Source organism: Streptomyces sp. NPDC001568, assembly GCF_042893755.1.
GTDB lineage: Bacteria > Actinomycetota > Actinomycetes > Streptomycetales > Streptomycetaceae > Streptomyces.
This window is the reverse complement of sequence record NZ_JBIAVF010000005.1, coordinates 104,614-125,439: the sequence shown is the minus strand read 5'-3', so window position 1 is coordinate 125,439 and position 20,826 is coordinate 104,614. Positions and strand designations below refer to the sequence as shown.

Annotated in this window: 15 protein-coding genes; 5 read left to right on the top strand and 10 right to left on the bottom strand. The window is 73.1% G+C overall.

Going from position 1 to position 20,826, the window contains the following annotated elements; genetic code table 11:
• Position 1 precedes the first annotated feature (1 nt).
• From ACFY0I_RS10955 to ACFY0I_RS10920, 8 genes are all read right to left on the bottom strand, one after another.
• Complete coding sequence (locus tag ACFY0I_RS10955) at positions 2 to 1,039, bottom strand: aldo/keto reductase (RefSeq protein ID WP_388893045.1); 1,038 nt, start codon at positions 1,037 to 1,039, stop codon at positions 2 to 4.
• Positions 1,036 to 4,920 (bottom strand): ABC transporter ATP-binding protein, encoded by a 3,885-nt coding sequence (locus ACFY0I_RS10950; protein ID WP_388893043.1) that lies wholly within the window; start codon positions 4,918 to 4,920, stop codon positions 1,036 to 1,038. The genes ACFY0I_RS10955 and ACFY0I_RS10950 overlap by 4 nt, the downstream gene beginning before the upstream one ends.
• A complete protein-coding gene (locus tag ACFY0I_RS10945) occupies positions 4,917 to 6,302 on the bottom strand; it encodes an LLM class flavin-dependent oxidoreductase (RefSeq protein ID WP_388893041.1) in 1,386 nt (461 codons plus the stop codon). Before ACFY0I_RS10945 ends, ACFY0I_RS10950 begins: the two co-directional genes overlap by 4 nt.
• Entirely contained in the window at positions 6,286 to 7,164 is an 879-nt protein-coding gene (locus tag ACFY0I_RS10940) for an ABC transporter ATP-binding protein (RefSeq protein WP_388893039.1), read from the bottom strand. The genes ACFY0I_RS10945 and ACFY0I_RS10940 overlap by 17 nt, the downstream gene beginning before the upstream one ends.
• Entirely contained in the window at positions 7,140 to 8,063 is a 924-nt protein-coding gene (locus ACFY0I_RS10935; RefSeq protein ID WP_388893037.1) for an ABC transporter permease, read from the bottom strand. The genes ACFY0I_RS10940 and ACFY0I_RS10935 overlap by 25 nt, the downstream gene beginning before the upstream one ends.
• Positions 8,060 to 9,127: an ABC transporter substrate-binding protein gene (locus tag ACFY0I_RS10930; RefSeq protein ID WP_388893035.1), complete on the bottom strand. Its 1,068-nt coding sequence runs from the start codon at positions 9,125 to 9,127 to the stop codon at positions 8,060 to 8,062. The genes ACFY0I_RS10935 and ACFY0I_RS10930 overlap by 4 nt, the downstream gene beginning before the upstream one ends.
• A 14-nt stretch (positions 9,128 to 9,141) precedes the next feature.
• Positions 9,142 to 9,678: a flavin reductase family protein gene (locus ACFY0I_RS10925; protein ID WP_388893033.1), complete on the bottom strand. Its 537-nt coding sequence runs from the start codon at positions 9,676 to 9,678 to the stop codon at positions 9,142 to 9,144.
• 538 nt (positions 9,679 to 10,216) lie between these two features.
• The gene (locus tag ACFY0I_RS10920; protein WP_388893031.1) at positions 10,217 to 11,470 is read right to left on the bottom strand and encodes an ROK family protein; all 1,254 of its coding nucleotides are present in this window, start codon (positions 11,468 to 11,470) and stop codon (positions 10,217 to 10,219) included.
• A 286-nt stretch (positions 11,471 to 11,756) separates the two neighbouring features.
• On the opposite strand from ACFY0I_RS10920, the gene ACFY0I_RS10915 reads away from it, so the two are divergent.
• The 4 genes from ACFY0I_RS10915 (at position 11,757) to ACFY0I_RS10900 (ending at position 17,017) form a co-directional block, all read left to right on the top strand.
• Positions 11,757 to 12,134 carry a hypothetical protein gene (locus tag ACFY0I_RS10915; protein WP_388893029.1) on the top strand — a complete coding sequence of 126 codons (378 nt, stop codon included), beginning with the start codon at positions 11,757 to 11,759 and terminating at the stop codon, positions 12,132 to 12,134.
• Complete coding sequence (locus ACFY0I_RS10910; RefSeq protein ID WP_388893027.1) at positions 12,131 to 13,552, top strand: FAD-dependent oxidoreductase; 1,422 nt, start codon at positions 12,131 to 12,133, stop codon at positions 13,550 to 13,552. Before ACFY0I_RS10915 ends, ACFY0I_RS10910 begins: the two co-directional genes overlap by 4 nt.
• A gap of 159 nt (positions 13,553 to 13,711) precedes the next feature.
• Positions 13,712 to 16,066 (top strand): SpoIIE family protein phosphatase, encoded by a 2,355-nt coding sequence (locus tag ACFY0I_RS10905; protein ID WP_388893025.1) that lies wholly within the window; start codon positions 13,712 to 13,714, stop codon positions 16,064 to 16,066.
• A gap of 297 nt (positions 16,067 to 16,363) precedes the next feature.
• Entirely contained in the window at positions 16,364 to 17,017 is a 654-nt protein-coding gene (locus tag ACFY0I_RS10900) for a sensor domain-containing protein (RefSeq protein ID WP_388893023.1), read from the top strand.
• A gap of 12 nt (positions 17,018 to 17,029) precedes the next feature.
• Here the strand turns inward: ACFY0I_RS10900 and ACFY0I_RS10895 are convergent, their stop codons facing one another.
• A complete protein-coding gene (locus ACFY0I_RS10895) occupies positions 17,030 to 17,491 on the bottom strand; it encodes a nuclear transport factor 2 family protein (protein WP_388893021.1) in 462 nt (153 codons plus the stop codon).
• Between the two features lie 104 nt (positions 17,492 to 17,595).
• Positions 17,596 to 18,423 (bottom strand): 2OG-Fe(II) oxygenase, encoded by an 828-nt coding sequence (locus ACFY0I_RS10890; protein ID WP_388893019.1) that lies wholly within the window; start codon positions 18,421 to 18,423, stop codon positions 17,596 to 17,598.
• Positions 18,424 to 18,754: 331 nt separating this feature from the next.
• On the opposite strand from ACFY0I_RS10890, the gene ACFY0I_RS10885 reads away from it, so the two are divergent.
• Positions 18,755 to 20,794, top strand: a complete 2,040-nt coding sequence (locus ACFY0I_RS10885; protein ID WP_388893017.1) for an NHL repeat-containing protein — start codon at positions 18,755 to 18,757, stop codon at positions 20,792 to 20,794.
• Positions 20,795 to 20,826: the final 32 nt, after the last annotated feature.

The following is a 20,826-nucleotide window of genomic DNA, read 5'->3' as shown; positions in this document are numbered from 1 at the left end:
GTCAGCCGCGCGGGCGGCGGCGCGGCTCCGTGTCCGACAGCGACGCGGGGACGTAACCGGCGTCCCGCGTCGACAGGTTGGTGCCCGGCGGGACGATCTTGTCGATGCGGTCGAGGACGTCGGTGCTCAGCCTCACCCGGTCGGCGCCCAGTTGGCTCTCCAACTGCTCGAAGGTGCGCGGGCCGATGATGGCCGAGGTGACGGCGGGGTGCTCCAGTACGAAGGCCAAGGCCAGCTGCACCAGGGTCAGTCCCGCTTCCTCGGCGAGCTGGGCCAGTGCCTCGGCGGCGTCCAGCTTGGCCGCGTTCTCGGGATCCGCGATGTCGAAGCGGGCGGCCTGTCGGTCGATCCGGCTGGACGCGGGCTGTTCGGCGCCCTTGCGGTAGCGGCCGGAGAGCCAGCCACCGGCCAAGGGGCTCCAACTGAGCACGCCCAGCCCGTACCGCTGGGCGACGGGCAGGACCTCGCGTTCGATGCCGCGCGCGAGCAACGAGTACGGGGGCTGCTCGGTCACCACGCGTTCGCGGCCGCGGCGTTCGGCGATCCACTGGCCCTCGACGATCGCGGACGGTTCGAAGGTGGAGGTGCCGATGTAGCGGATCTTTCCCTGGTGCACGAGGTCGCTGAGGGCGCCCAGCGTCTCGTCGAAGTCGGTCTCCGGCTCGGGCCGGTGCACCTGGTAGAGGTCGATCCAGTCCGTGCCGAGCCGGCGCAGGCTGTTCTCCACCTCACGGATGATCCAACGGCGGCTGTTGCCCTGTTCGTTCGGGTCGGCGCCGAGGCTGCCGTGGAACTTGGTGGCCAGCACCACCCGGTCGCGGCGACCGCCGGCGAGGGCCTTGCCGACGATGGTCTCGGACTCCCCCGCCGAGTAGACGTCGGCCGTGTCGACGAAGTTGATGCCGGAGTCCAGGGCCCGGTGGATGATGCGGACGCTGTCGATGTGATCGGTGTTGCCGCGGCTGCCGAACATCATGGTGCCCAGACACAGCGGGCTCACCTTGACGCCGGTGCGTCCGAGCAGGCGGTGGTCGGTCATCGTGCGCTCCCGTTGACTAGTTGATCGGTGAGGGTGTCGGCCGTGACGGTGCGCGCGTCGGCGCCGCCCGACCGGTAGGCGTCCCACAGGCGCCGGTACGGCCCCTGTGCGGCGAGCAGTTGGTCGTGGGTCCCCGCCTCGACGACGGTCCCGGCGTCGAGGACCACCACCCGGTCCGCGCGGGCGGCGGTGGTGAGGCGGTGGGCGACCACGATGGTGGTGCGGCGCCGGGTGAGTGCCTCCACGGCGGCGGTGACCCGCCGTTCGGTGGCGAGGTCGAGGGCGGCGGTCGCCTCGTCGAGCAGCAGGATGTCGGGGTCGACCAGCTCGGCCCTGGCCAGGGCCAACAGCTGGCGCTGCCCCGAGGAGAGTCCCCGGCCGCGTTCCCCGATCCGGGTGAGGTAGCCGTGGGCGAGCGAGGCCACCATCTCGTGGGCCCCGACGGCCCGGGCGGCGGCCTCGACCAGCGCGTCGGAGGCGTCCGGGCGTCCGTAGGCAATGGCGTCACGGACGCTTCCGCCGAACAGGTGCGGCTCCTGCGGGACGATGCCCAGGCGGCGCCGGTAGCCGGTCAGGTCGAGTTCGCGCAGGTCGTGGCCGTCGACCCGGACGGTTCCGGAGGTCGGGTCGTAGAACCGGGCGAGGAGTTTGACGACGGTGGACTTGCCCGCACCGGTGGTGCCGACGAGGGCGACGGTCTCACCCGGGGCGATGCGCAGCCGGATGCCGTGCAGCACGTCGCGGCCGGGGCCGCCCGTGTAGTGGAACGACACGTCGTCGAACTCGATCTCCCCGCGCAGGGCCGGCACGGGCCGCGGCTCGGGCGCCGCCGGGGTGCCGGCGGTGGTGCGCATCAGGGTGCGCAGGCGGTCCATGCCGACGACCGCCTGCTGGTAGCCGTCGAAGACCGGGGAGAGCTGCTGGATCGGCGCGAAGAACAGCTCGACGCAGATCAGGAACGCGATCAGGGTGCCCGCGGTCAGTCCGCCGGAGGCCACCCGGCCCGCTCCGACGGCCAGGACGGCGGCGGTGGAGAGGGTGCCGAGGAACTCGACGAACGGGAAGAAGGTGCCCATGTACCGCTGGGCCCGCAACCGGGAGGCGGCGAACCCGCGGGCGAGGGCGGCGAAGTCCTCGGCGTTGCGCTCCTCGCGGCGGAACGCCTGGGTGACCCGCAGGGCCCCGACGTTCTCCTGGAGGCAGGCGTTGACCGCGCTGATCAGCTCACGGGCCTCCAGGTAGGCGGGGACCGAGTAGTGCCGGAAGAGGGCGGTCGCCACGATCAGCGGGGGCAGCGCGGCCAACAGGACGAGGGCGAGGTGTGCGTCGATGAGCAGCAGGGACACCAGGACGCCGAGGACCGTCAGCAGGCTGACGACGGCCGTGATGAGGCCGGTCTGGAGGAAGTTCGACACGGCGTCCACGTCGGTGGTCATCCGCGTCATGATCCGGCCGGCGAGTTCCCGTTCGTAGTAGTCGAGGCCGAGTCGTTGCAGCTGGGCGTACGTCTTGACCCGCAGGGTGTACAGGAGCCGCTCGCCGGTGCGGCCGGTGGTGCGGACCTGGGCGACTCCGATGAGCCAGTTCACGGCGACGACCACCGCCGCCGCGGCGGCGGCTCCGAGGAGGACGCCGTTGGCCCGGCCGGTGACCCCGCTGTCGACGCCGTACCGGACGAGTACGGGTACGGCGATCTGGGCGAGCGCGTCCGCGGCCACCAGCAGCAGCCCGCCGAGCAGGGGGATCCGGAAGGGGCGCAGCAGGGAGCCGAGGCGGAAGGCGGGGTCGCCCTCCACCGCTCGGGCGAGCGGCACGTCGGGGTCGGCGGCGGGCAGCGGGACGCGGGCGAGGGCGGCCAGCAGTTCGGGGGCGGGCGGGGCGGAGCCGAGGACGCCGCTACCCGGCCCGCCGCGGCCGGGACCGGACGCGGCGGCTACGGCGAGGGCGTTCGCGGCCCGGACCGCGGTGCCCTCGTGGTGTGCGGGGCCCGGGCCGTCGGGGCGTCGCCACAGTTCCTCGGTGACCGCGCCGGCCGGGGCGGCGGGAGGGGGCGCGGGGGCGGGGCCCCGGGTGCCGTCGGGGGCGACCGGGGCGGCCAGCAGCGACCGGAAGAGGGCCGAGCGGCCGCGCAGTTCGTCGGGGGTGCCGATGTCGACGATCCGGCCGGCTTCCATCAGCGCGACGCGGTCCGCGAGCTCCAGGGTCGAGCCGCGGTGGGCGACGACGAGCGTGGTGCGGCGGTGGTCGCACCGGCTCAGTCCGGCGTGGATCTCCGCTTCGACACGGGCGTCGAGGGCGGAGGTGGCGTCGTCCAGGACGAGCACGGTGGGGTCGGTGAGGAGGGCGCGGGCGAGCGCCACCCGCTGGCGTTGACCGCCGGAGAGGGTGAGTCCCTGTTCGCCGACGACCGTGTCGTAGCCGTCGGGGAGTCGGTCGATGAACTCGTCGGCGCGGGCGATCCGGGCCGCCTCGCGGACCTGGGTGTCGGTCGCGTCGGGCATCCCGTAGGCGATGTTGGCGCGGATGGTGTCGGCCAGGAGCAGGCTCTCCTCGAAGACGAAGCCGATCCGGGACCGGAGGGAGTCCAGGGTGAGGGTGCGGACGTCGTGGCCGCCGACGGACACCGTGCCGGTCCGGGGGTCGTAGAACCGTGGCAGGAGTGCGGCGACGGTCGATTTGCCGCACCCGGCAGGACCGACGAGGGCGAGCGTCTCGCCCGCGCGGACGTCCAGGGTGAATCCGGAGAGGAGCGGGGCGGCCCCGTCGTAGTCGAAGGTCACGTCGTGCCAGGCCAGGGCGGGGGCGGCGGTACCGAGGGGGTGCGCCCCGGGGGCGTCGGCGATCACGGGTGCCTCGTCGATGACCTCCAGGACGCGTTCGGCGCCGGCCCGGGCCTGCTGCCAGACGGTGAGGAGGGTGGCGACCTGGCGTACCGGGGTGACGAGGGCGCCCAGGTAGGCGGTGAAGGCGAGGAAGGTGCCCAGCGAGAGGCGGCCGTCCATCGCGAGCCGGCCGCCGAACGCGAGGACGGCCACCTGTCCGAGGGCGGGTACGGCTTGCAGCGCGGGGTTGTAGCGGCTGGTGAAGGCGACCACGCGCAGTCGGGAGGCGAAGAGCGCGCGGACGCGTTCTTCGAGCCCGCGCAGTTCGCGGCGTTCCTGTCCGAAGCCCTTCACGACGCGGACTCCCGTGACGGTCGCCTCCACGGTGGACGCCACTTCGGCGGCCTCCTGCTGGGCGTGCCAGTTGGCGGGGAAGAGGGTGCGGCGGCTGTGCAGGGCGATCATCCACAGGGCGGGCCCCACGATCAGCGCGATGACCGTGAGGAGCGGGGAGAGCCAGGCCATGAAGACGAGGGACACGCAGAACATCAGCGCGTTGCCGGTCAGGTTGGGGAGGAACTGGAGCAGGGTCTGGATGAGGGTGATGTCGGATATGGAGCGGCTCACGACCTCCCCGGTGCGCAGGCTGTCCTGCTGGGGTCCGCCGAACCGCAGGAGCGCCGCGAAGGCGTCGTTGCGCAGGTCGTACTGGACGCCGAGGGACAGCCGTCCCGAGCGGTGGCGGCGGACGAAGGACGCTCCGAAGCGGACCGCTCCGATGCACGCCAGGAGCAGGATCCAGGGCCCGAGAACCGCACCGTCCGGGCCGACTTCGGATGCGACGTCGTCGACGACGTGGCGCAGGACGAGCGGCAGCACGGCCGTGGCGACGGCCGCCACGGCGGCGCCCGCGAAGGCCAGTACCAGGTCGGTGCGGTGGCGCAGGGCGTAGCCGACGAGCCGTCGCGCCCAGCCCGCGGTCGGTGGGCCGGCGGCGGGACCGGCCGCCGCGTCGTGCGCAGCGGCCGGCTCCGTCGTGGTGGTGGGACAGCCCGTCACCGGGCCTCCACCAGGTCGGTGCCGGGGTGGGCGGCGTGGGGGGCGGGACCGTCGAAGAGACGGTTGGCGGGGCGCGGGAGGCCGTAGTGCTCCCGCAGGGTCGTGCCGGTGTACTCCGTGCGGAACAGGCCGCGTTCCTGGAGGATCGGGACGACGCGGTCCACGAAGCGCTCCAGCCCGGACGGGAGGACGGCGGGCATGATGTTGAAACCGTCGGCGGCTCCGTTGTCGTACCAGTGCTCGATGGTGTCGGCGACCTGCTGCGCGGTGCCCGCGAAGGTGCGGTGCCCGCGGCCGCCGCCGAGGCGGCCGATGAGCTGCCGTACGGTGAGCCGTTCGCGGCGGGCCAGCTCGACGACGAGGGTGTAGCGGCTCTTCGCGCCTTCGATCTCGTCCTCGGTGGGGATGTCGCCCGGGAGTTCGGAGTCGAGGTCGAGTGCGTCGGGGGCGATTCCGAGGCGCAGGGCCAGCTGCCGCTTGGCGTACTCGGGGACGATGAGCCGGTCCAGTTCGGCGTCGAGTTCGCGGGCCTCGGCCTCGGTGTCGCCGATGACGGGGACGATGCCGGGGAGGATCTTGATGCCGTCGGGGTCGCGTCCGAGGGCGAGCGCCCGGCGTTTGACGTCCTTGTAGAAGGCGATCCCGTCCTCGAGGGTCTGCTGTGCGGTGAACACGGCTTCCGCGTGGCGGGCGGCGAACTCCTTGCCGTCCTCGCTGGAGCCCGCCTGCACGAGGAGCGGGTGACCCTGCGGGGAGCGTTCCACGTTGAGCGGGCCGTCGACGCGGAAGAACTCGCCGCGGTGTTCCACGGGGCGGACCCGGTCGGCCCGGGTGTGGACGCCCGTCTCCTTGTCCCCGAGGACGGCGTCGTCGGCCCAGCTGTCCCAGAGCTTCGTCGCGACCTCGACGAATTCGGCGGCCCGCCGGTAACGGTCGTGGTGCAGCGGAGTGTCGTCGAGGCCGAAGTTGCGGGCGGCCTCGGCGCCGGCCGTGGTGACGATGTTCCATCCGGCGCGGCCGTTCGAGACGTGGTCGAGGGACGCGAACCGGCGGGCCAGGTTGAAGGGTTCGTTGTAGCTGGTGGAGGCGGTGGCGATGAGTCCGATCCGGCTCGTGACCGCCGCCAGGGCGGTCAGCAGGACGGTCGGCTCCAGTTTGCTGGACGGCCGCCGCCCCGGGTCGCCCTGGAGGACGGGGCTGTCGGCGAGGAACACCGAGTCGAACCGGCCGCGCTCCGCGATCCGGGCGAGGTGCTGGTAGTGCGCGATGCCGGTGCCGCCGTCGGCCGGGCTCTCGGGGAGCCGCCAGGACGCCTCGTGGTGGCCGACCGACATCAGGAAGGCGTTGAGGTGGAGGGGCTTGCGCTCAGGGGTGTCCGGCATCGGGGGCGTCCTTCTGATGGTGGTCGGCGGGGTGGGTGTGTCCGGCCGGGACGGCGGGGACGGTCGGGGCGGTCGTCCCGGCCGGGGCGGTCGGGACGGTCGGGGCTGGTTGCTCGGACACGCCGAGGGCGGCGAGCAGGGTGTCGCGGTACTCCTGGAAGCGCGGGTGGCGCCGGCTCCTCGGGGTGGGCAGGTCGACGGCGAGGTCGACCGAGATGCGGCCGCGGTCCAGGACCAGGACGCGGTCGGCGAGTTCGACCGCCTCGTCCACGTCGTGGGTGACGAGGAGGACCGCGGGGCGGTGACGTTCGTAGAGTTCGCGCAGCAGTCCGTGCATGCGGATGCGGGTCAGGGCATCCAGCGCGCCGAACGGCTCGTCCGCCAGCAGCAGTTCGGGGTCGCTCACCAGCGCGCGGGCCAGCGCGGCCCGTTGCTGTTCGCCGCCGGACAGCTCGTGCGACCAGGCCCGTTCACGGCCTTCGAGGCCGACCTCCGCGAGGGCCCGTACTCCGCGTTCGCGGACGCCGGGTCCGCGCAGTCCGAGGGTGACGTTGTCCAGCACGCGTAGCCAGGGCAGCAGTCGGGAGTCCTGGAAGGAGAGGGAGACCCGCTCGGGAACGGTGAGCTCGCCGGATCCGGCGACGTCGTGGTCGAGGCCGGCGACCGCCCGCAGCAGGGTCGACTTGCCGGAGCCGCTGCGGCCCAGCAGGGCGGTGAACTCGCCCGCGCCGAGGGTGAGGTCGAGTTCCTGGAGGATGGTCCGCTCGCCGAAGCGGCGGACGAGTCGGCTGGTGCGCACCGCGGCCGGGGCATGGGCCCGTACGGCCGGGTCCTCGGTCAGCCGGCCAGCGTACGGCGCCATGACAGGGCCCTCCGTTCGATCGCGCGGACCAGTGCGTCGGAGGAGAAGCCGAAGATCCCGTAGGCCACCAGGCCGACGATGATCACGTCGGACTGGGCGTACTGCTGGGCCTGGAACATCATGTAACCGATACCGCTGGTGGCGTTGATCTGTTCGACGACGATCAGGCCCAGCCAGGCCGAGGTCACGCCGAGCCGGAGCCCGACGAAGAAGCCGGGCAGGGAGCCGGGGAGGACCACCTTGCGCAGGAAGCGCCGGCGGCTGAGACCGAGCACCTCGGCGAGTTCGACGTGACGGTTGTCGATGCTGGTGAGCGAGGCGTACGTGTTGATGTACATGTTGACCGCGACGCCGAGGGCGATGACGGTGACCTTCATCTGCTCGCCGATGCCGAGCCAGAGGATGAGCAGGGGCAGCATCGCCAGGGACGGGATGGCGCGCTTGATCTGGAACGGTCCGTCCACGAGGTACTCACCGGTGCGGCTCAACCCGGCGAGGACGGCGGCCGCGACCCCCGCGACGACTCCGAACAACAGGCCGAGACCAGCCCGTTGCAGAGAGACGAGAACGTTGCCCTGGAGGCGGCCGTCCGCGACCAGTTCGGCCGCCGTACTGATCACGACATCGGGGCCGGACAGGATGCGCGGGTCGAGGAACCCACCCGCGGACGCCGCCCACCAGACGGCGACGAGCAGCGCGGGACCCAGGAGGCGGCCGAAGGGGACGGCGCGGCCGGGCCCCAGCCGCCGGGCCCTACGGGTCACCGGGCGCCGTCCGGGCAGTGGTGGGTCGGGGAGCCTCGCGGGTCCGCCGGGCGGCCCGTCGGTCGCGGTGGCGCGGTCCTTCACCGCTTCGTTCTCCGGTGCCCGCACGCGCGGGCCCGTCAGGGCTCCGCTCATGCCCCGGCCTCCCGGTATCCGGCGGGTACGGCGGCCGCGGCGATACCTTCGAAGCGCCGGTCGAACAGCGCCTTCACGTCGGTCTTCGGTACGAAGCCGCCCTCGGCCATCAGGTCCGCGGTCTCCTGCTCCCACGCGATGGCCTTGTCCCAGCTCACCGGGAAGACGGGCTTCGCGAGGGAGTCGACGATGCGCCGGCCGTCGGCCGCGCTGACGCCCTGGTCCTTGACGTAGTACGCGTCGATCCACTGGTCGGCGTTCTCCGCCGCCCACACCACGCCCCGCGCCCACAGGGCGACGTAGCTGCGTACGGCGGCCGCCTTCGCGGGGTCGTTCACGACCTCGAGGGGCGCCCAGAGGACGGTGAGGAGGTCCACCACGTCGGTCCGTACGCCGCGGGCTCCGTCCTTGCCGTACTGGGTCAGGTACTTGGTCAGGGTCGGTTCGCCGAGGGGCGCGACGTCGACCTGCTTCGACTGGAGTGCGGTGAGGAACTGCGTGCTGGGCAGCGCCACCAGTTCGACGTCGGAGTTGGCGAGTCCGGCCTTCTTCAGGGCCCGCAGGACGACCACGCCCTGGGCCTGGCCCTGGGAGAAGGCGATCCTCTTGCCCTTGAAGTCCTCGGCGGTGGTGATGGCCGACCCGGGTGCGGTGGCGAACACGTAGGTCGGATTGGGGCGTTCCTGCACCGCGACGATCCGGGCCTTCACCCCGATGGCGTCGGCTTGGATCGGCGGAATTCCCGCATTGCTCGCGATGTCGATGGACCGGGCCCGGAATCCCTGGATGATGTCGGGGCCCGCGTTGAGGTTGATCCAGGAGGAGACCTCGAAGGGGAGTTCCTTGTCGAGTCCGGAGGTGGCCAACTGGATCTGCGAGGTCCTCACCGCCACGGCGAGTTTCGTGCCGGGGGGCGGCGGCCCGGTGGGAAGTTCTCCCACGGGTCCGGAATGGGCGGCGTTGGTGCTCTGGGGGGCGCATCCGGCGGCGGCCAGCAAGGCGCCGCCGGCGAGGGTGAGGAATCCCCTGCGGTCCCAGCGCGGCGAGGAAGGGCGGGAAGGCATCGGCTTTCCTGTTCTCATGACGGGGATCCGCCGGTCGTCGGGGTGCTCAAGGAGGTGTAGGCCCCGTCGTGGAAGAGCAGGGGCCGGCCGTCCTCGCTCTGCCGTGCTTCGACGGCACGGCCGATGACGATGTGCGCGTCCCCCGCCGGAACGAGCTGTTCGACGGCCAGCCGCAGCCAGCCGGTGACCCCGTCGAGGACCGGCTCGCCCTGCGGCAGCCGGTGCCACCGGGTCGGCGCGGCGAACCGGTCGATGCCGCTCGTGGCGAAGCGCCCGGCGAGGTCCTCCTGCCCTGAGGCGAGGAAGTTGACGACCACCGTCGCGGCCCGTTCCAGGTGCGGCCACGAGGAGGAGCCGTTCGCGATGCCGAAGGAGACGAGGGGCGGCGCGAGGGACACCGAGGCCAGTGAGGTGGCGGTGAAGCCGACCGGACCCGCCCCGGAGTCGGCCGTGACGACCACGACGCCGCCCGGGTAGGCCCGGAAGATCTGCTTGAAGCGGTCCGGCTCGACGAGGTTCGCCGCCGGATGCGAGGACAAGGAAATGGTCAAGGTTCCCCCCAGGGTGAGTGATGCCGTGAGCCGCCGCGGGAAAGCGTCCGCTCGGCCGCGGGCAGCCGAAATCGACGCCGCGGGAAAGGCGGTACGCAAAGGGCGGTACGGAAAGGAACGACGCGGAAAGGAGCGACGCGGAGAGGATCAGTACACAAAGAGGTGGTACGCAAAGAGGTGGTACGCAAAGGGGTGGCGCGACATGGGTGATGCGCGGGAAAATCCGCGGAAGGCAGCGGAAAGTCACGACGGGACGTACGCGAGGAAGGGCGGTCGGCGTTCGAGGACCGCACCGAAAAGGGGCCTACGGCCCGCTCGTCAACAACAACAGGAACGGGCGGCGCCCGAGACGGCCGGCCGGACCGAGCGGCAGTGTCGCGCGATCCGGTGCGCGTACCGTCGGTTCCTCTGCGGGCTGCTCATGGATCCATCCTCGCTTTCCGGATCCGGCCCGGTCAACAATGCAACTTTCTGAATTAAGTCGATTTCCCTCGGCCGCCCGGGGTTTTCCCCGGGCGGCCGAGCGGCGGCGCCCGGGTCAGGACACCGCGGGCAGCGCGGGCCACGGGCCCAGCGGGTCGTCGTACAGGGCGCCCAGCGCGACGGCCGCGCCCGCGGTGGCGAGTACGGCCCCGGTGAAGCTGCTCGGTACGACGGCCCGGCCGGCGTCGTCGCACACCAGGGACCGCGCCCGCACCTCCGTCCGCAACTCATCGATGCAGCCCGGCAGTCGGCCCGTACCCGGTTCGACGACCACCAGGACTTCGGGGTCGAACATGTCCAGCAGTACGGCCGCCGCCCGGCCCGTGAGCCTGGCGCGTTGCCGGAACAGCTCCACCGCCGAGGCGTCGCCCTCGACGGCCAGTTCGAGCAGGGCGGCGAACGACGTGACGGGCAGGCCCCGTTCGACGGCGCGGCGGACCATGGCCGGCTCCGACACCCCGGACTGGAGGCACCCGGCCGTACCGCAGGCGCAGGAGCCCCCGGCGGAGGGTGTGCCCACCGGAAGGTGCGCCACGTTGCCCGCGCCGAAGCGCGGCCCCTGGTGCACGGCGCCCGCGGTGACGAACGCCGCGTCGACGACGTTGCCGACGAACAGGACGACCGCGCTGGCGCGGGTGGCCGCCTCCCCGAAGAGCTGCTCGGCCCGGGCGAGGGCCCGCGCGTGGCTGTCGAGGTGGACGGGGACACCGGTCGCGCGAGCCAGCTCGTCCCGTACCGGGACGCCCCGCCAGCCCAGTTGGGGGTGGTGCACCACGGCCCCGGCCTCGGGATCGACCCAGTGCCCGGTGGCGACGCCCAGCGCGAGGGCGGTGCGGCCCGCCCCGTGCGCGGCCAGCAGCCGCGGCACTCCGGCGGCCACCCGCGCGAGGACCCGCCCGGGTTCGGTGCCCTCGTGGGGGTGGCGCTCCTCCGCGACGATCCGACCGGTCAGGTCCATCAGGGACAGGGTCGTGTGGGGGACGGCGATGTGGGCCCCGGCGACGAGGAAGCGGCTGGTGTCGACCTCCAACGGGATGTACGGGCGGCCCAGTCCGCGAGGGCCCGCCGTCTCCGGTCCTTCCCTGAGCAGCCCCCGGTCCAGCAGGGCCGCGCAGTGACCGCTGACCGCCGCCGGGGACAGTCCGGTGAGCCGGGCGACGGTGCTGCGCGCGACGGGGCCGTGGTCGAGGACGGCGCCCAGCACGGCGCCGGTACCGGACGCCCTGCGCAGCGGGTTCGCGGCGGCCGGCGGGATGTCGGAACGGCGCAGGGGCGCGCGGCGGCCGGCGGGTGTCTTCTGTCTGTCCACGGGGGGCCTTCCAGGTCCTGTGCGGTGGCGCGGAACGCCCGGCTCCCGGGGGCGGCGCGTGGGGCGGCCGGTCCCCGGGCGGGGCGTGCGCGGGTGGCTCCGGAGGGAGCGATGTTCACCGGAACACGGGTGCACGGCGCGGAGTTCGGACTCCGGGCCTGCCCAGGGGCAGGTCGAGGCCGAGGGTCGCGCGCGGTCGCCGTGCGGTCAGGACCACGGACACGCTGCGGAGCAGACACGCTTCAGGTCGACGTGACCTCGTGTCGTCAGCAGCGCGGATCGGTACATGGCGCGCAACATAACCGGGGCGGCGCAAGCCGGTCAAACGTCCGCCCCCACCGTGGACGGCCGTGCGCCGCGGCTGGAGCGGCCGGCCGCGGTGGGAACTGCCCAGGTGCGGCCGGTTGATGCGCGCCTCCTGGCGTACCGCACGGCGCTCCGCACCGGTGGCGACGAGTATTCCGCCGCGGTCACCGCGGATGCAACCATGATCCTCGTCGCTCGCGAGCGGCAGCGGACGGACCCCGGGGTACTCCAAGAGCGCACGCTCCAGCCCGAGTTGTGCGCCCATGACCTGGTCCGCCTGTCCGCGGCGCTCGCTTCGCCCGTGGTCCACACCGTCCGTGAGCACTTCCGTGCCGCCGTAGGAGGCAGCCCATCATGAGAGAACCCACGCGCCGCCGCCCCGAACGCGTCGTGATCGTCGGGGGGAGCATCGCGGGCATGCTCGCGGCAGCGGCCGTCAAGGAACACGTCGATTCCGTCGAGATCCTTGAAGCCCACGATCTGCCCGCAGGGCCCGAACCGCGTACCGGAGTTCCTCAAGCCGCCCATATCCACTGGCTGCAAGCCGGCGGAGCAGAGGCGATCGACACTCTGCTGCCGGGCAGCATCGATCGATTGCTGGCCGCGGGCGCCCACCGCATACCGGTGACCACCGACATGGTGATCTTCTCTCCCGAGGGGTGGTACCGCCGCTGGCAGCGAGCCACGCACTACGTGATCACCGCGAGCCGGGACCTGACCGACCTCGTCGTCCGGGAAGAGGTCCTCAAGGACTCCCGGGTCACCGTACGCGGGAACACCAGGGCCGTCGGGCTGCTCGGCGACCGACATGCCGTCAGGGGCGTACGGATCCGGGATGCCGACGGCGTGGAAGCGGAACTGCGCGCCGACCTGGTCATCGACGCCTCCGGCCGGGCCTCCCGCCTGCCCCGGTGGCTTGCCCGGCTTGGTATCGCCAACCTCGCCGAGGAGCATCTCGACTCCGGCATGGTCTATGCGAGCCGCCTCTACCGGGCCCCCGTCCCCACGCGCGGCTGGCCGGTGGTCGGAGTGCAGGCCGACCCGCGCCTGCGGCAACCCGCCAAGGCCGGCGGCATCCTGCCGATCGACGGCGACCGCTGGCACGTCAGCCTGATGGGAGCCCCCGGCGGAGAGCCCACTCGTGCCCCGGAGGAATTCGAGCCCTTCGCCCGTACGCTGCGCCATCCCCTCGTGGCCGACCTGCTGGAGCACGCCGAACCGCTCGGCGACGTCAGTCTCACCCGCAGCACCGCGAATCGGCGCTACTACTACGAACGGCTCGGCGCGCGGCCCGAAGGACTGGTGGCCCTGGGGGATTCCGTTGCCACCTTCAACCCCGTCTATGCGCAGGGCATGTCGGTGGCGGCGCTGGGCGCCCTCGCCCTACGTGACGTGCTCGCGACCGGCTCGACACGCGACCCGGCCCGCCGCGCGCAGCGCGCCATCGCCCGGCCCGTCGACATCGCCTGGGCCCTTGCCACTGGTCAGGACATCCACTTCTCCACCACCGAGGGAAAGCGCCCGAGATGCGCCGATCGACTCCTACGTCGCTACGTCAGCCGCCTGTCCCGCACGGCCACCGGATCGTTCCGTGCGGCCACGGCCCTGACTGACGTCCTGGCTCTCCAGGCCCCGCCCACGTCCCTCGTCAGGCCCGGTGTCCTGCTGGCCGCTCTCATCGGCCCCTTGCGCCCTCAGCTCGATCGTCCTCAGTTCAACCCGGCTGAACGTACCCTCCTGAACGGCCTGTCCCACCGAAAGTCCTCACGGGGGTGAATCCGGGGCGGGCGCGGCGCCGGCGACGACGCGGCTCGACCGGGCGGCGGCTCCCGCACGGGGGGCCGCCCGGCCATCGGCGCTGTCCCTCAGTCGGTGGTGGCGCAGTGGCGCGCCGTGTCAGGGTGAGGCTTGGGCGATGTCAACACCACTGTTCACATGGCGCTTTCGGGTCTCCCCGCGCCGGTCGTCGAGGGGGTGGCCGACGCAAGGGCGGCCGACGAGGGGGTGGCGACCGGTGTGCACCTCGGCCAGGTCTCCCCGAGGACGTCCTCCGCTTCCGCGAGCGCGGGCGCGACCCTTCGGGCGCGTCCGGTGCGACGGCTGATCGAGCTACATCACGGCTGCGCGAAGGGCCGGTGGCGCGCCGGTCGTGCAGGCTGGGCGACGGAGGTGACCGCGATGACGCACGACGATCCGTCCCGACGGGCGAGGCGGGGTGTCCCCGGGGACATGGACCTGGCGGTGTTGGACGCCCTGTTCACCCAGTCGCCGGTGGGCCTGCACGTCCTGGATACGGACCTGAGGCTGGTACGGATCAATACCGCCACACGCCCCATGCATCACGTTCCGGTCGAGGGCCTGCTGGGGCGCCCCTTCGCCGAGGCCTTCACGGGGCTGAACGCGCCGGGCGAAGTGACGCGGCTGATCCGCGGGGTGCTCGAGACCGGGATCCCGGTACGGGAACGGCTGGTACGCACCCGGCTGGACTCCGACCAGGGGCGGGAGCGGGCACGCTCGATGTCGGTGTTCCGGCTGAGCGACGAGGCGGGGGTGGTACTGGGGGTGGCGGTCGCGGCCGTCGACGTCACGGAGGCGGAGGAGGCGCGCGCCCGGCTGCGGGTGCGGGACGCGGTGCGCGAACGCGTGGGACGGTCCCTCGACGTGATCACCACCTGTGAGGAACTGGCGGAAACCCTGGTCGAGGCCTTCGCCGATGTCGCCGTGGTCGAGGTGGTGGAGGCCGTGGTCCGGGGCGAGGAGCCCCCGGCGGGCCCGCTGGCTCAGGACGTGCCCTTGCGGCGTGCGGCGTTCCGGTCCCGCGAGGGCGGGCGGCAGGAGCAGGCCCATCCGGTGGGTGACGTGCGCAGTCTTCGCAATCCCACCCCCTACAGCCGGACGTTGACGGACCTGCACCCTCGGATCGTTGCCCTCGACGAGGACAGTCCGTGGCTGGGGACCGACCCGAGGAGGGCCGGCGCGATCCGCGCCTCCGCATCGCACAGCCTGCTGGTGGCCCCGCTGGCGCTGCGCGGGAACGTCCTGGGTCTGATCAGCCTGTACCGGACGGAGGGCTCCGCCCCCTTCCTCCAGGGCGATCTCGGTCTCGTCCGCGAGGTGTGCTCCCACACCGCACTGTGCGTCGACAACGCCCGCCGCTTCACCCGCGAGCACACCATCGCCGCGACGGTCCAACGACACATGCTGCCACGCCTTCCCATGGGGCAGAGCACCGTCGAAACGGCCCACCTGCACGTCCCGGCCGAGGGCGGAGGCGGCGGCTGGTTCGACGTGATCGCCCTCTCGGGCGCCCGCACCGCCCTCGTCGTCGGCAACGTCTCCGGACACGGCATCCACACCGCGACGACGATGGGGCAGCTGCGCACCGTCGTCCACGCGCTGGCCGGGCTGGACCTGGAACCGGACGAGCTCCTGGCCCGCCTCGACGACACCGCGGGCTTCCTGGCCGTGGAACGCGCGGCCCCGCCCACCGGCCTCCCCGCGCGCCTACCGCCGCTGTCCGCGAGCTGCCTCTACGGCGTCTACGACCCGTTCGAGCGCACCTGGACCTTCGCCTGCGCCGGCCAGCCGACTCCGCCGGTGATCGTCCGTCCCGACGGGCCGGCCGAGACCGCGGACCTCGCCGTCGGACCGGTGCTGGGCGGCGGCGGGGGCTGGCCCTTCGCCACCACCACCGTCGAACTCACCGAAGGCAGCACCCTCGCCCTCTACACACCCGGGCTGCTCCCGGCGGCCCCGGCCGCCACCGAAGACGTCCCGGACCTGCTCCGCGAGGTCCTTGCCCACCCCGGCCGGCCTCTTCAGGACCTGTGCGACAACGCCCTGTACGCGCTCGGGAACCTCGGCGGTGGCGACGACGCGGTCCTCCTGCTGGCCCGCACCCGGGCATTCCCCGCCCACTGCGCTGATACCCGGCTCCTGGCCGACGACCTCACCGAGGCGGCCGCCGCTCGAAGGTACACGCGCCGGACGCTAGAGAGCTGGGGAGTGGACGCGGACACCGTCGCCGGCACCGAACTGATCGTCAGCGAACTGGTCACCAACGCCCTGCGCTACGGAAGTCCGCCCCTGCGGCTGCGCCTCATCAAGGACCGCGCTCTCACCTGCGAGGTCCACGACGCGAGCAGCACGAGCCCGCACCTGCGCCACGCCCGCGCCGTGGACGAGGGCGGCCGCGGGCTGTTCATCGTCGCGCAACTCGCCCAGCGGTGGGGCATCCGCTACACGGCCGCGGGCAAGACCGTGTGGACCGAGCAGGACCTCGCGTACTGACCCCCGGGCACGACCCGGGAGAGCCTGGTGTCCGGTGGGGGACCCTGCCGTTGAACCCGGCCGGCCGACGCACTCCGCGCCCCGCCGGACGGCACCGTCGCAGGCATGTGTTTCCGGGCCCTCCCCCGGATCCGCGACCCGCGACCCGCGACCCGCGCAGCATCGCGCTGCCCGCGAGGATCGACGACGGGCCGCCCGAGGAACAGCCCGGTTCGACGACGGGGTGGGGTAAGCCCTACCCTCCGCCGGCGGGGTAGCAGGCTCGCCCCGGCAACGCGAACCAGCGAGCGTGGTCACATGATGGAGACCGCCTCACGCCCCACCGTCCCGCAGGAACCCACCACGCGCGAGCCGCGTGCCGGCCGGTTCCGCCGCGAGCTGGGATACCTGCTGTCCGGACTACCGATCGGGGTGGCGGCGTTCACCGTCGCGGTGACGGGAGCCGCCCTCGGAGCGTCCACCCTCGTGGTCTGGGTCGGGTTGCCGATCCTGGCCGGGACACTGCGAGCGGCCCGGGCTCTGGCCAACCGGGAACGCCGGCGCGTAACGGCCGTCACCGGCCACCCGTTGCCGGCGCACCAGCCGCGGCCGTCCGGCGCCGGATGGGCGGGGACGCTGCGCGCGGTGGGCGACCCGCGGTCCTGGCGGGACCTCGTCCATCCGGTGGTCGCCTTCCCGCTCCAGGTCACCACGTTCAGCGTGGCACTGGCATGGACCCTCGGCGGCATCGGTGAGCTGCTCTACGTCACTTGGTCGTGGTCCCTGCCCCGGGGGCGGGACAACCAAGGCCTGGCCGAGCTGATGCTCGACACCTCCTCGCGGGCCGCCGACATCGGACTCAACACCGGCATCGGGGTGTTCCTGCTGGCCACCGCTGTCCCGGTGGTCCGCGCACTGGCCGCACTGCAGACCCGGCTCGCCATCGCCCTGCTGACCGACCGGCCCGCGTAACCACGGGCCGGCTCACGGACGGCTTGGGCCGGCCGGTGTCGGCCCCGCGCAGGCGGCGGCGATCGCCGCGGTGTCCCAGTAGAAGGGGCGGACCTCGCAGATCCGGCCGCCCTCGACCCTGATCGTCTGCACGATAGGAAACGTGAGCTCACGGCCGGTGGCACGGGCGCGAGCACGGACCTGGGTGAGCACCACCGCGGTCTCGCCGGTGGCCAGGAACTCCTGTTCCCCCATGTCGAACGATTCCCACACCTGGCTCATCATCAGGAAGAACCGCTCCATGCCCTCGTGCCCCTGCCAGGTTCCGCCATAGGGCAGGGCATCGGCTTGATGCAGCACGACATCGGGTGCGAAGAAGGGGGCGAGCAAGGCGAACGGAGCCTTGCCCGGCCCCCCGGCCGCCAGGTACTGCGCCTCGGCCGCGTACATGCCGGTGAGGACGGTTACCGAATCCGTCGGGGAGGAAATCGTCATGCCGCAAGTGTGATCAACCGGGACGCACCACGCCGGCGGCAATCCGACCTCGACCTGTGGATGCGGCCGGCGGCTTCCTTCCACATCGGCGATCCACCGATTGCCTACGTCGAGCGGGTCGGGGGAAGGACGAGTCGCGCGGCAGGGTCGACCGCGGGCAGGGCGACGGGGTCGGCGCCGTCGTGGTTTCGCAGAGCGGCTTCCACCGGGCGGGTGTGCTCGGCTGCGCGCGCCATCCACTTCCATATGCCGGTCGAGGAGTCGGGTTCCGTCCTCGCGGACTCGGCGGCGCTGATCCAGGTCGTGAGGGAGAACCTGTGGTCTGCGAACCGTCCGCTGGGGCACGTGGACGGGACCACCTCGTGAAACGCGCTGGCCGGGAAGAACACGATGCTGTCGTGCTCGGGTTCGATGGTGCGGTAGGTCTGCGCCGGCCGGGCCTCGCCGTCCTGGAACGTGGTGTCGTACAGCCGGAGCCGGCCCCCTTCGAAACCGCGAGGCCTGCCATGGAGGTAGTACACCGCCGACAGGGCCGTGCTGACGTCCCGAACCCGCGAGGCATCGGTGTGGAGGCCGTAGTGGCCCCCCTCGCCGTGAGCCGTCAGGACGGTCAAGGTCTGCGTGAGCACGGCCTGATGGCCCAGGATCTCCCGCACGAGCGGCAGGGCGTCAGCGAGGTGGGCCCCGAAGACGGCACTCGTGACGGGAAGGACGAGGGAGCTGCGCCCCTTGCGGGAGACCTGGCCGGACAAGGGGTCCAGAACGGTTCCCGCGCGGAAGTCGGCCTCCCGGGAGATCGCGTACGCCAGCAGGGAGGCAGCGCGTTCCGCGCCGAGGAAGTTCTCGAAGCGGCAGACCGGAGCCGGTATCACGGGGGCGGCCGACCACGGCGAGGAGGGCGGCAGGATCTGGGTACTGATTTCCGTCGGCATGGCCGGTTTCCTCGTGTGTCCGCTCATGGCCCGGAACCGTAGCGGGGAGCTCCGGGTCGCCGAAGGAGCACGCGGGGGCGCACGGGAGTACGCCCCCGTGCGTCATGTGCCGGCGCGCCGAAGGCGGAGCCGCACTCCCGCGCGATCGCGAGGGCTCACCCCCGCACCCGGCGTCCCGCCCTCGCGAGGTCGCTCGAAGCGGCCCGTCGTGCGGCGCCGGCGGTTGGTCCGTACGGGCGGATCGGGTGGGTGCGGCGGGGCGGGACCGGACGGGTGCGCGGCCGGTGCTGTGAGGCTGTCGCCGACCCTGCCCCAGCCCGAAGGAAGGACCATGCGGATGCGCATGCGCCGTGGACATCACCGGGCGGCCCTCCTGGCCGCCCTGCTCTCGATCGCCGTGGCGACCGGGCCCGCGCCGGCCTCGGGTGACCCCGGGCCGGGTGGCTCCGGGGAGGTACGCCAGGAGGGGGTGGTGCGGGGCGGCAGCGGCCCGGTGCCGGGGGCCGCGGTCACGGTGTACGAGGCGGGCACCCGCTTCGGTGACCGGCCGCGCCGCCTGGGCGGCGCCCGTACGGACGACCGGGGCCGGTTCCGGGTGGCGTACTCCCCTCCCCGGGACCCGGGCGCGGTGGTGTACGTGACGGCCGACGCGCGTCCCGCGGACGGCGGGGCGGGCGGCAGGGCCCGTACGACGCCTCCCGTACGGTTCGCGGCCGTCCTGACCGGGGCCGCCGGCGGTCCGGGCCGCCGGCTCGGCGTCACCGAGCGGACCACCGTCGCGGCCGGGTTCGCGCTGGCCCAGTTCACCCGGGACGGCGGTTTCGCGGGGCCCTGGCCGGGGCCCCGCAACGCGGCGTCGGTGGCGCACAACCTGGCGGACGTGACCACCGGCGGGGTCTCCCCGATCCTGGCGGCGCCGCCGAACGGCGGGCAGACCTCGACGCTGCGCGCCTTCAACTCCCTGGCGGACGCGCTCGCCGCGTGCACGGCGCGGGCCCGCGACTGCGCGCAACTCTTCGAGGCGGCGCGGGTGCCCGGCGGCGAGCTGCCCCGGGACACCCTCCAGGCGGTGGCGGACATCGCCCGCGCGCCGGGCACCCGCCCCGGAGCGGTGTTCGCGCTGGCGCGGCGCCGGCCGGTGTACACCCCGGCGCTCGACGCGGCGCCGACGGCGTGGACGCTGGCGCTGCGCTACGAGGGCAACGGGCGGGAGTTCGACGGTCCGGGGAACATCGCCTTCGACAGGGCCGGTGACGCCTGGGTGGTGAACAACTACGTCTGGGCCCGGGATCCGCGCGACCCGGCGTGCGGAGGCAGGGAGCTGCTCCGGATCCGCCCCGACGGGCGGGACGCCCCGGGCGCGCCCTACCCGGGCGGCGGCCTGTACGGGGCCGGGTACGGGGTGGCCATCGACCGGTCCGGTGATGTGTGGGCGGCCAACTTCGGTTTCCAGGGGCGCGGTTGCGCGCTGGATCCGGACCCGCTCTTCCGCAGCGTCTCGCAGTTCGACCCGCGGGGGCGGGCGCTGTCCCCGCCGCAGGGCTGGCGGCAGGGGGACTTCGTACAGCCGCAGGGGCTCGCGACCGGTCGGGACGGCACGGTGTGGGTGGCGAACTGCGGCAACCGCAGCGTCACCCGGATCCCGCGGGGCCGGCCCGGGAGGGCCGAGAACATTCCGGTCGGGGACGGCAAGCTGGTGAAGCCGTTCGGCGTGGCGTTGGACGGCCGGGGCCGGGCGTGGGTCACGGGCAACGGCAGTGACAGCGTGGCCGTGTTCGGTCCGGAGGGGAACCTGGAGCGTACGGTGACCGGCGGCGGGCTGCGGCGGCCGATGGGCATCGCGGCCGACAGCCGGGGCAACCAGTGGGTGTCCAACAGCGGGGGCGTACGGGTGCCGTGCGAGGACGACACGTCCCAGGACCTGGCCGATTCGGCGGGCCCGGCGGGCGGCCCCACCGCGGACGGGGCCTCGGTCATCCTGCTCGACCCCGACGGTTCGACCCCGGAGGCGTCGTTCACCACGGGCAGCCTGCTGTTGCCGTGGGGCATCGCCGTGGACGGCGCCGACACGGTGTGGGTGGCCGACTTCTCGGGGCAGCGGGTGACGCGGTTGTGCGGGGTGCGTACGGAGGCCTGCCCGCCGGGGCACCGGACCGGGCAGCCCATCTCGCCTGCTTCAGCCGGGTACGGCTTCGACGGGTTGGTCCGCAACACGGGGGTGCAGGTCGACCCGTCGGGCAACGTGTGGTTGACCAACAACTGGGAGCTCGTCCCGCTGCAGACCAACCCGGGCGGCCGTCAGCTGGTGGTGTTCGTCGGCCTGGCCGCCCCGGTGCGCACGCCGCTGATCGGGCTGCCGCGACCGCTGTAGACCGGCTCCGGCCCCGCCCCCTGCGACGGGGG

Excerpts from the sequence above, each read along its gene's own strand:
- ACFY0I_RS10955 (WP_388893045.1), bottom strand. The coding sequence starts at position 1,039 with ATGACCGACCACCGCCTGCTCGGACGCACCGGCGTCAAGGTGAGCCCG.
- ACFY0I_RS10945 (WP_388893041.1), bottom strand. The coding sequence starts at position 6,302 with ATGCCGGACACCCCTGAGCGCAAGCCCCTCCACCTCAACGCCTTCCTG.
- ACFY0I_RS10940 (WP_388893039.1), bottom strand. The coding sequence starts at position 7,164 with ATGGCGCCGTACGCTGGCCGGCTGACCGAGGACCCGGCCGTACGGGCC.
- ACFY0I_RS10935 (WP_388893037.1), bottom strand. The coding sequence starts at position 8,063 with ATGAGCGGAGCCCTGACGGGCCCGCGCGTGCGGGCACCGGAGAACGAA.
- ACFY0I_RS10930 (WP_388893035.1), bottom strand. The coding sequence starts at position 9,127 with ATGCCTTCCCGCCCTTCCTCGCCGCGCTGGGACCGCAGGGGATTCCTC.
- ACFY0I_RS10915 (WP_388893029.1), top strand. The coding sequence starts at position 11,757 with ATGGCGCGCAACATAACCGGGGCGGCGCAAGCCGGTCAAACGTCCGCC.
- ACFY0I_RS10910 (WP_388893027.1), top strand. The coding sequence starts at position 12,131 with ATGAGAGAACCCACGCGCCGCCGCCCCGAACGCGTCGTGATCGTCGGG.
- ACFY0I_RS10905 (WP_388893025.1), top strand. The coding sequence starts at position 13,712 with ATGGCGCTTTCGGGTCTCCCCGCGCCGGTCGTCGAGGGGGTGGCCGAC.
- ACFY0I_RS10900 (WP_388893023.1), top strand. The coding sequence starts at position 16,364 with ATGATGGAGACCGCCTCACGCCCCACCGTCCCGCAGGAACCCACCACG.
- ACFY0I_RS10895 (WP_388893021.1), bottom strand. The coding sequence starts at position 17,491 with ATGACGATTTCCTCCCCGACGGATTCGGTAACCGTCCTCACCGGCATG.
- ACFY0I_RS10890 (WP_388893019.1), bottom strand. The coding sequence starts at position 18,423 with ATGCCGACGGAAATCAGTACCCAGATCCTGCCGCCCTCCTCGCCGTGG.
- ACFY0I_RS10885 (WP_388893017.1), top strand. The coding sequence starts at position 18,755 with ATGCGGATGCGCATGCGCCGTGGACATCACCGGGCGGCCCTCCTGGCC.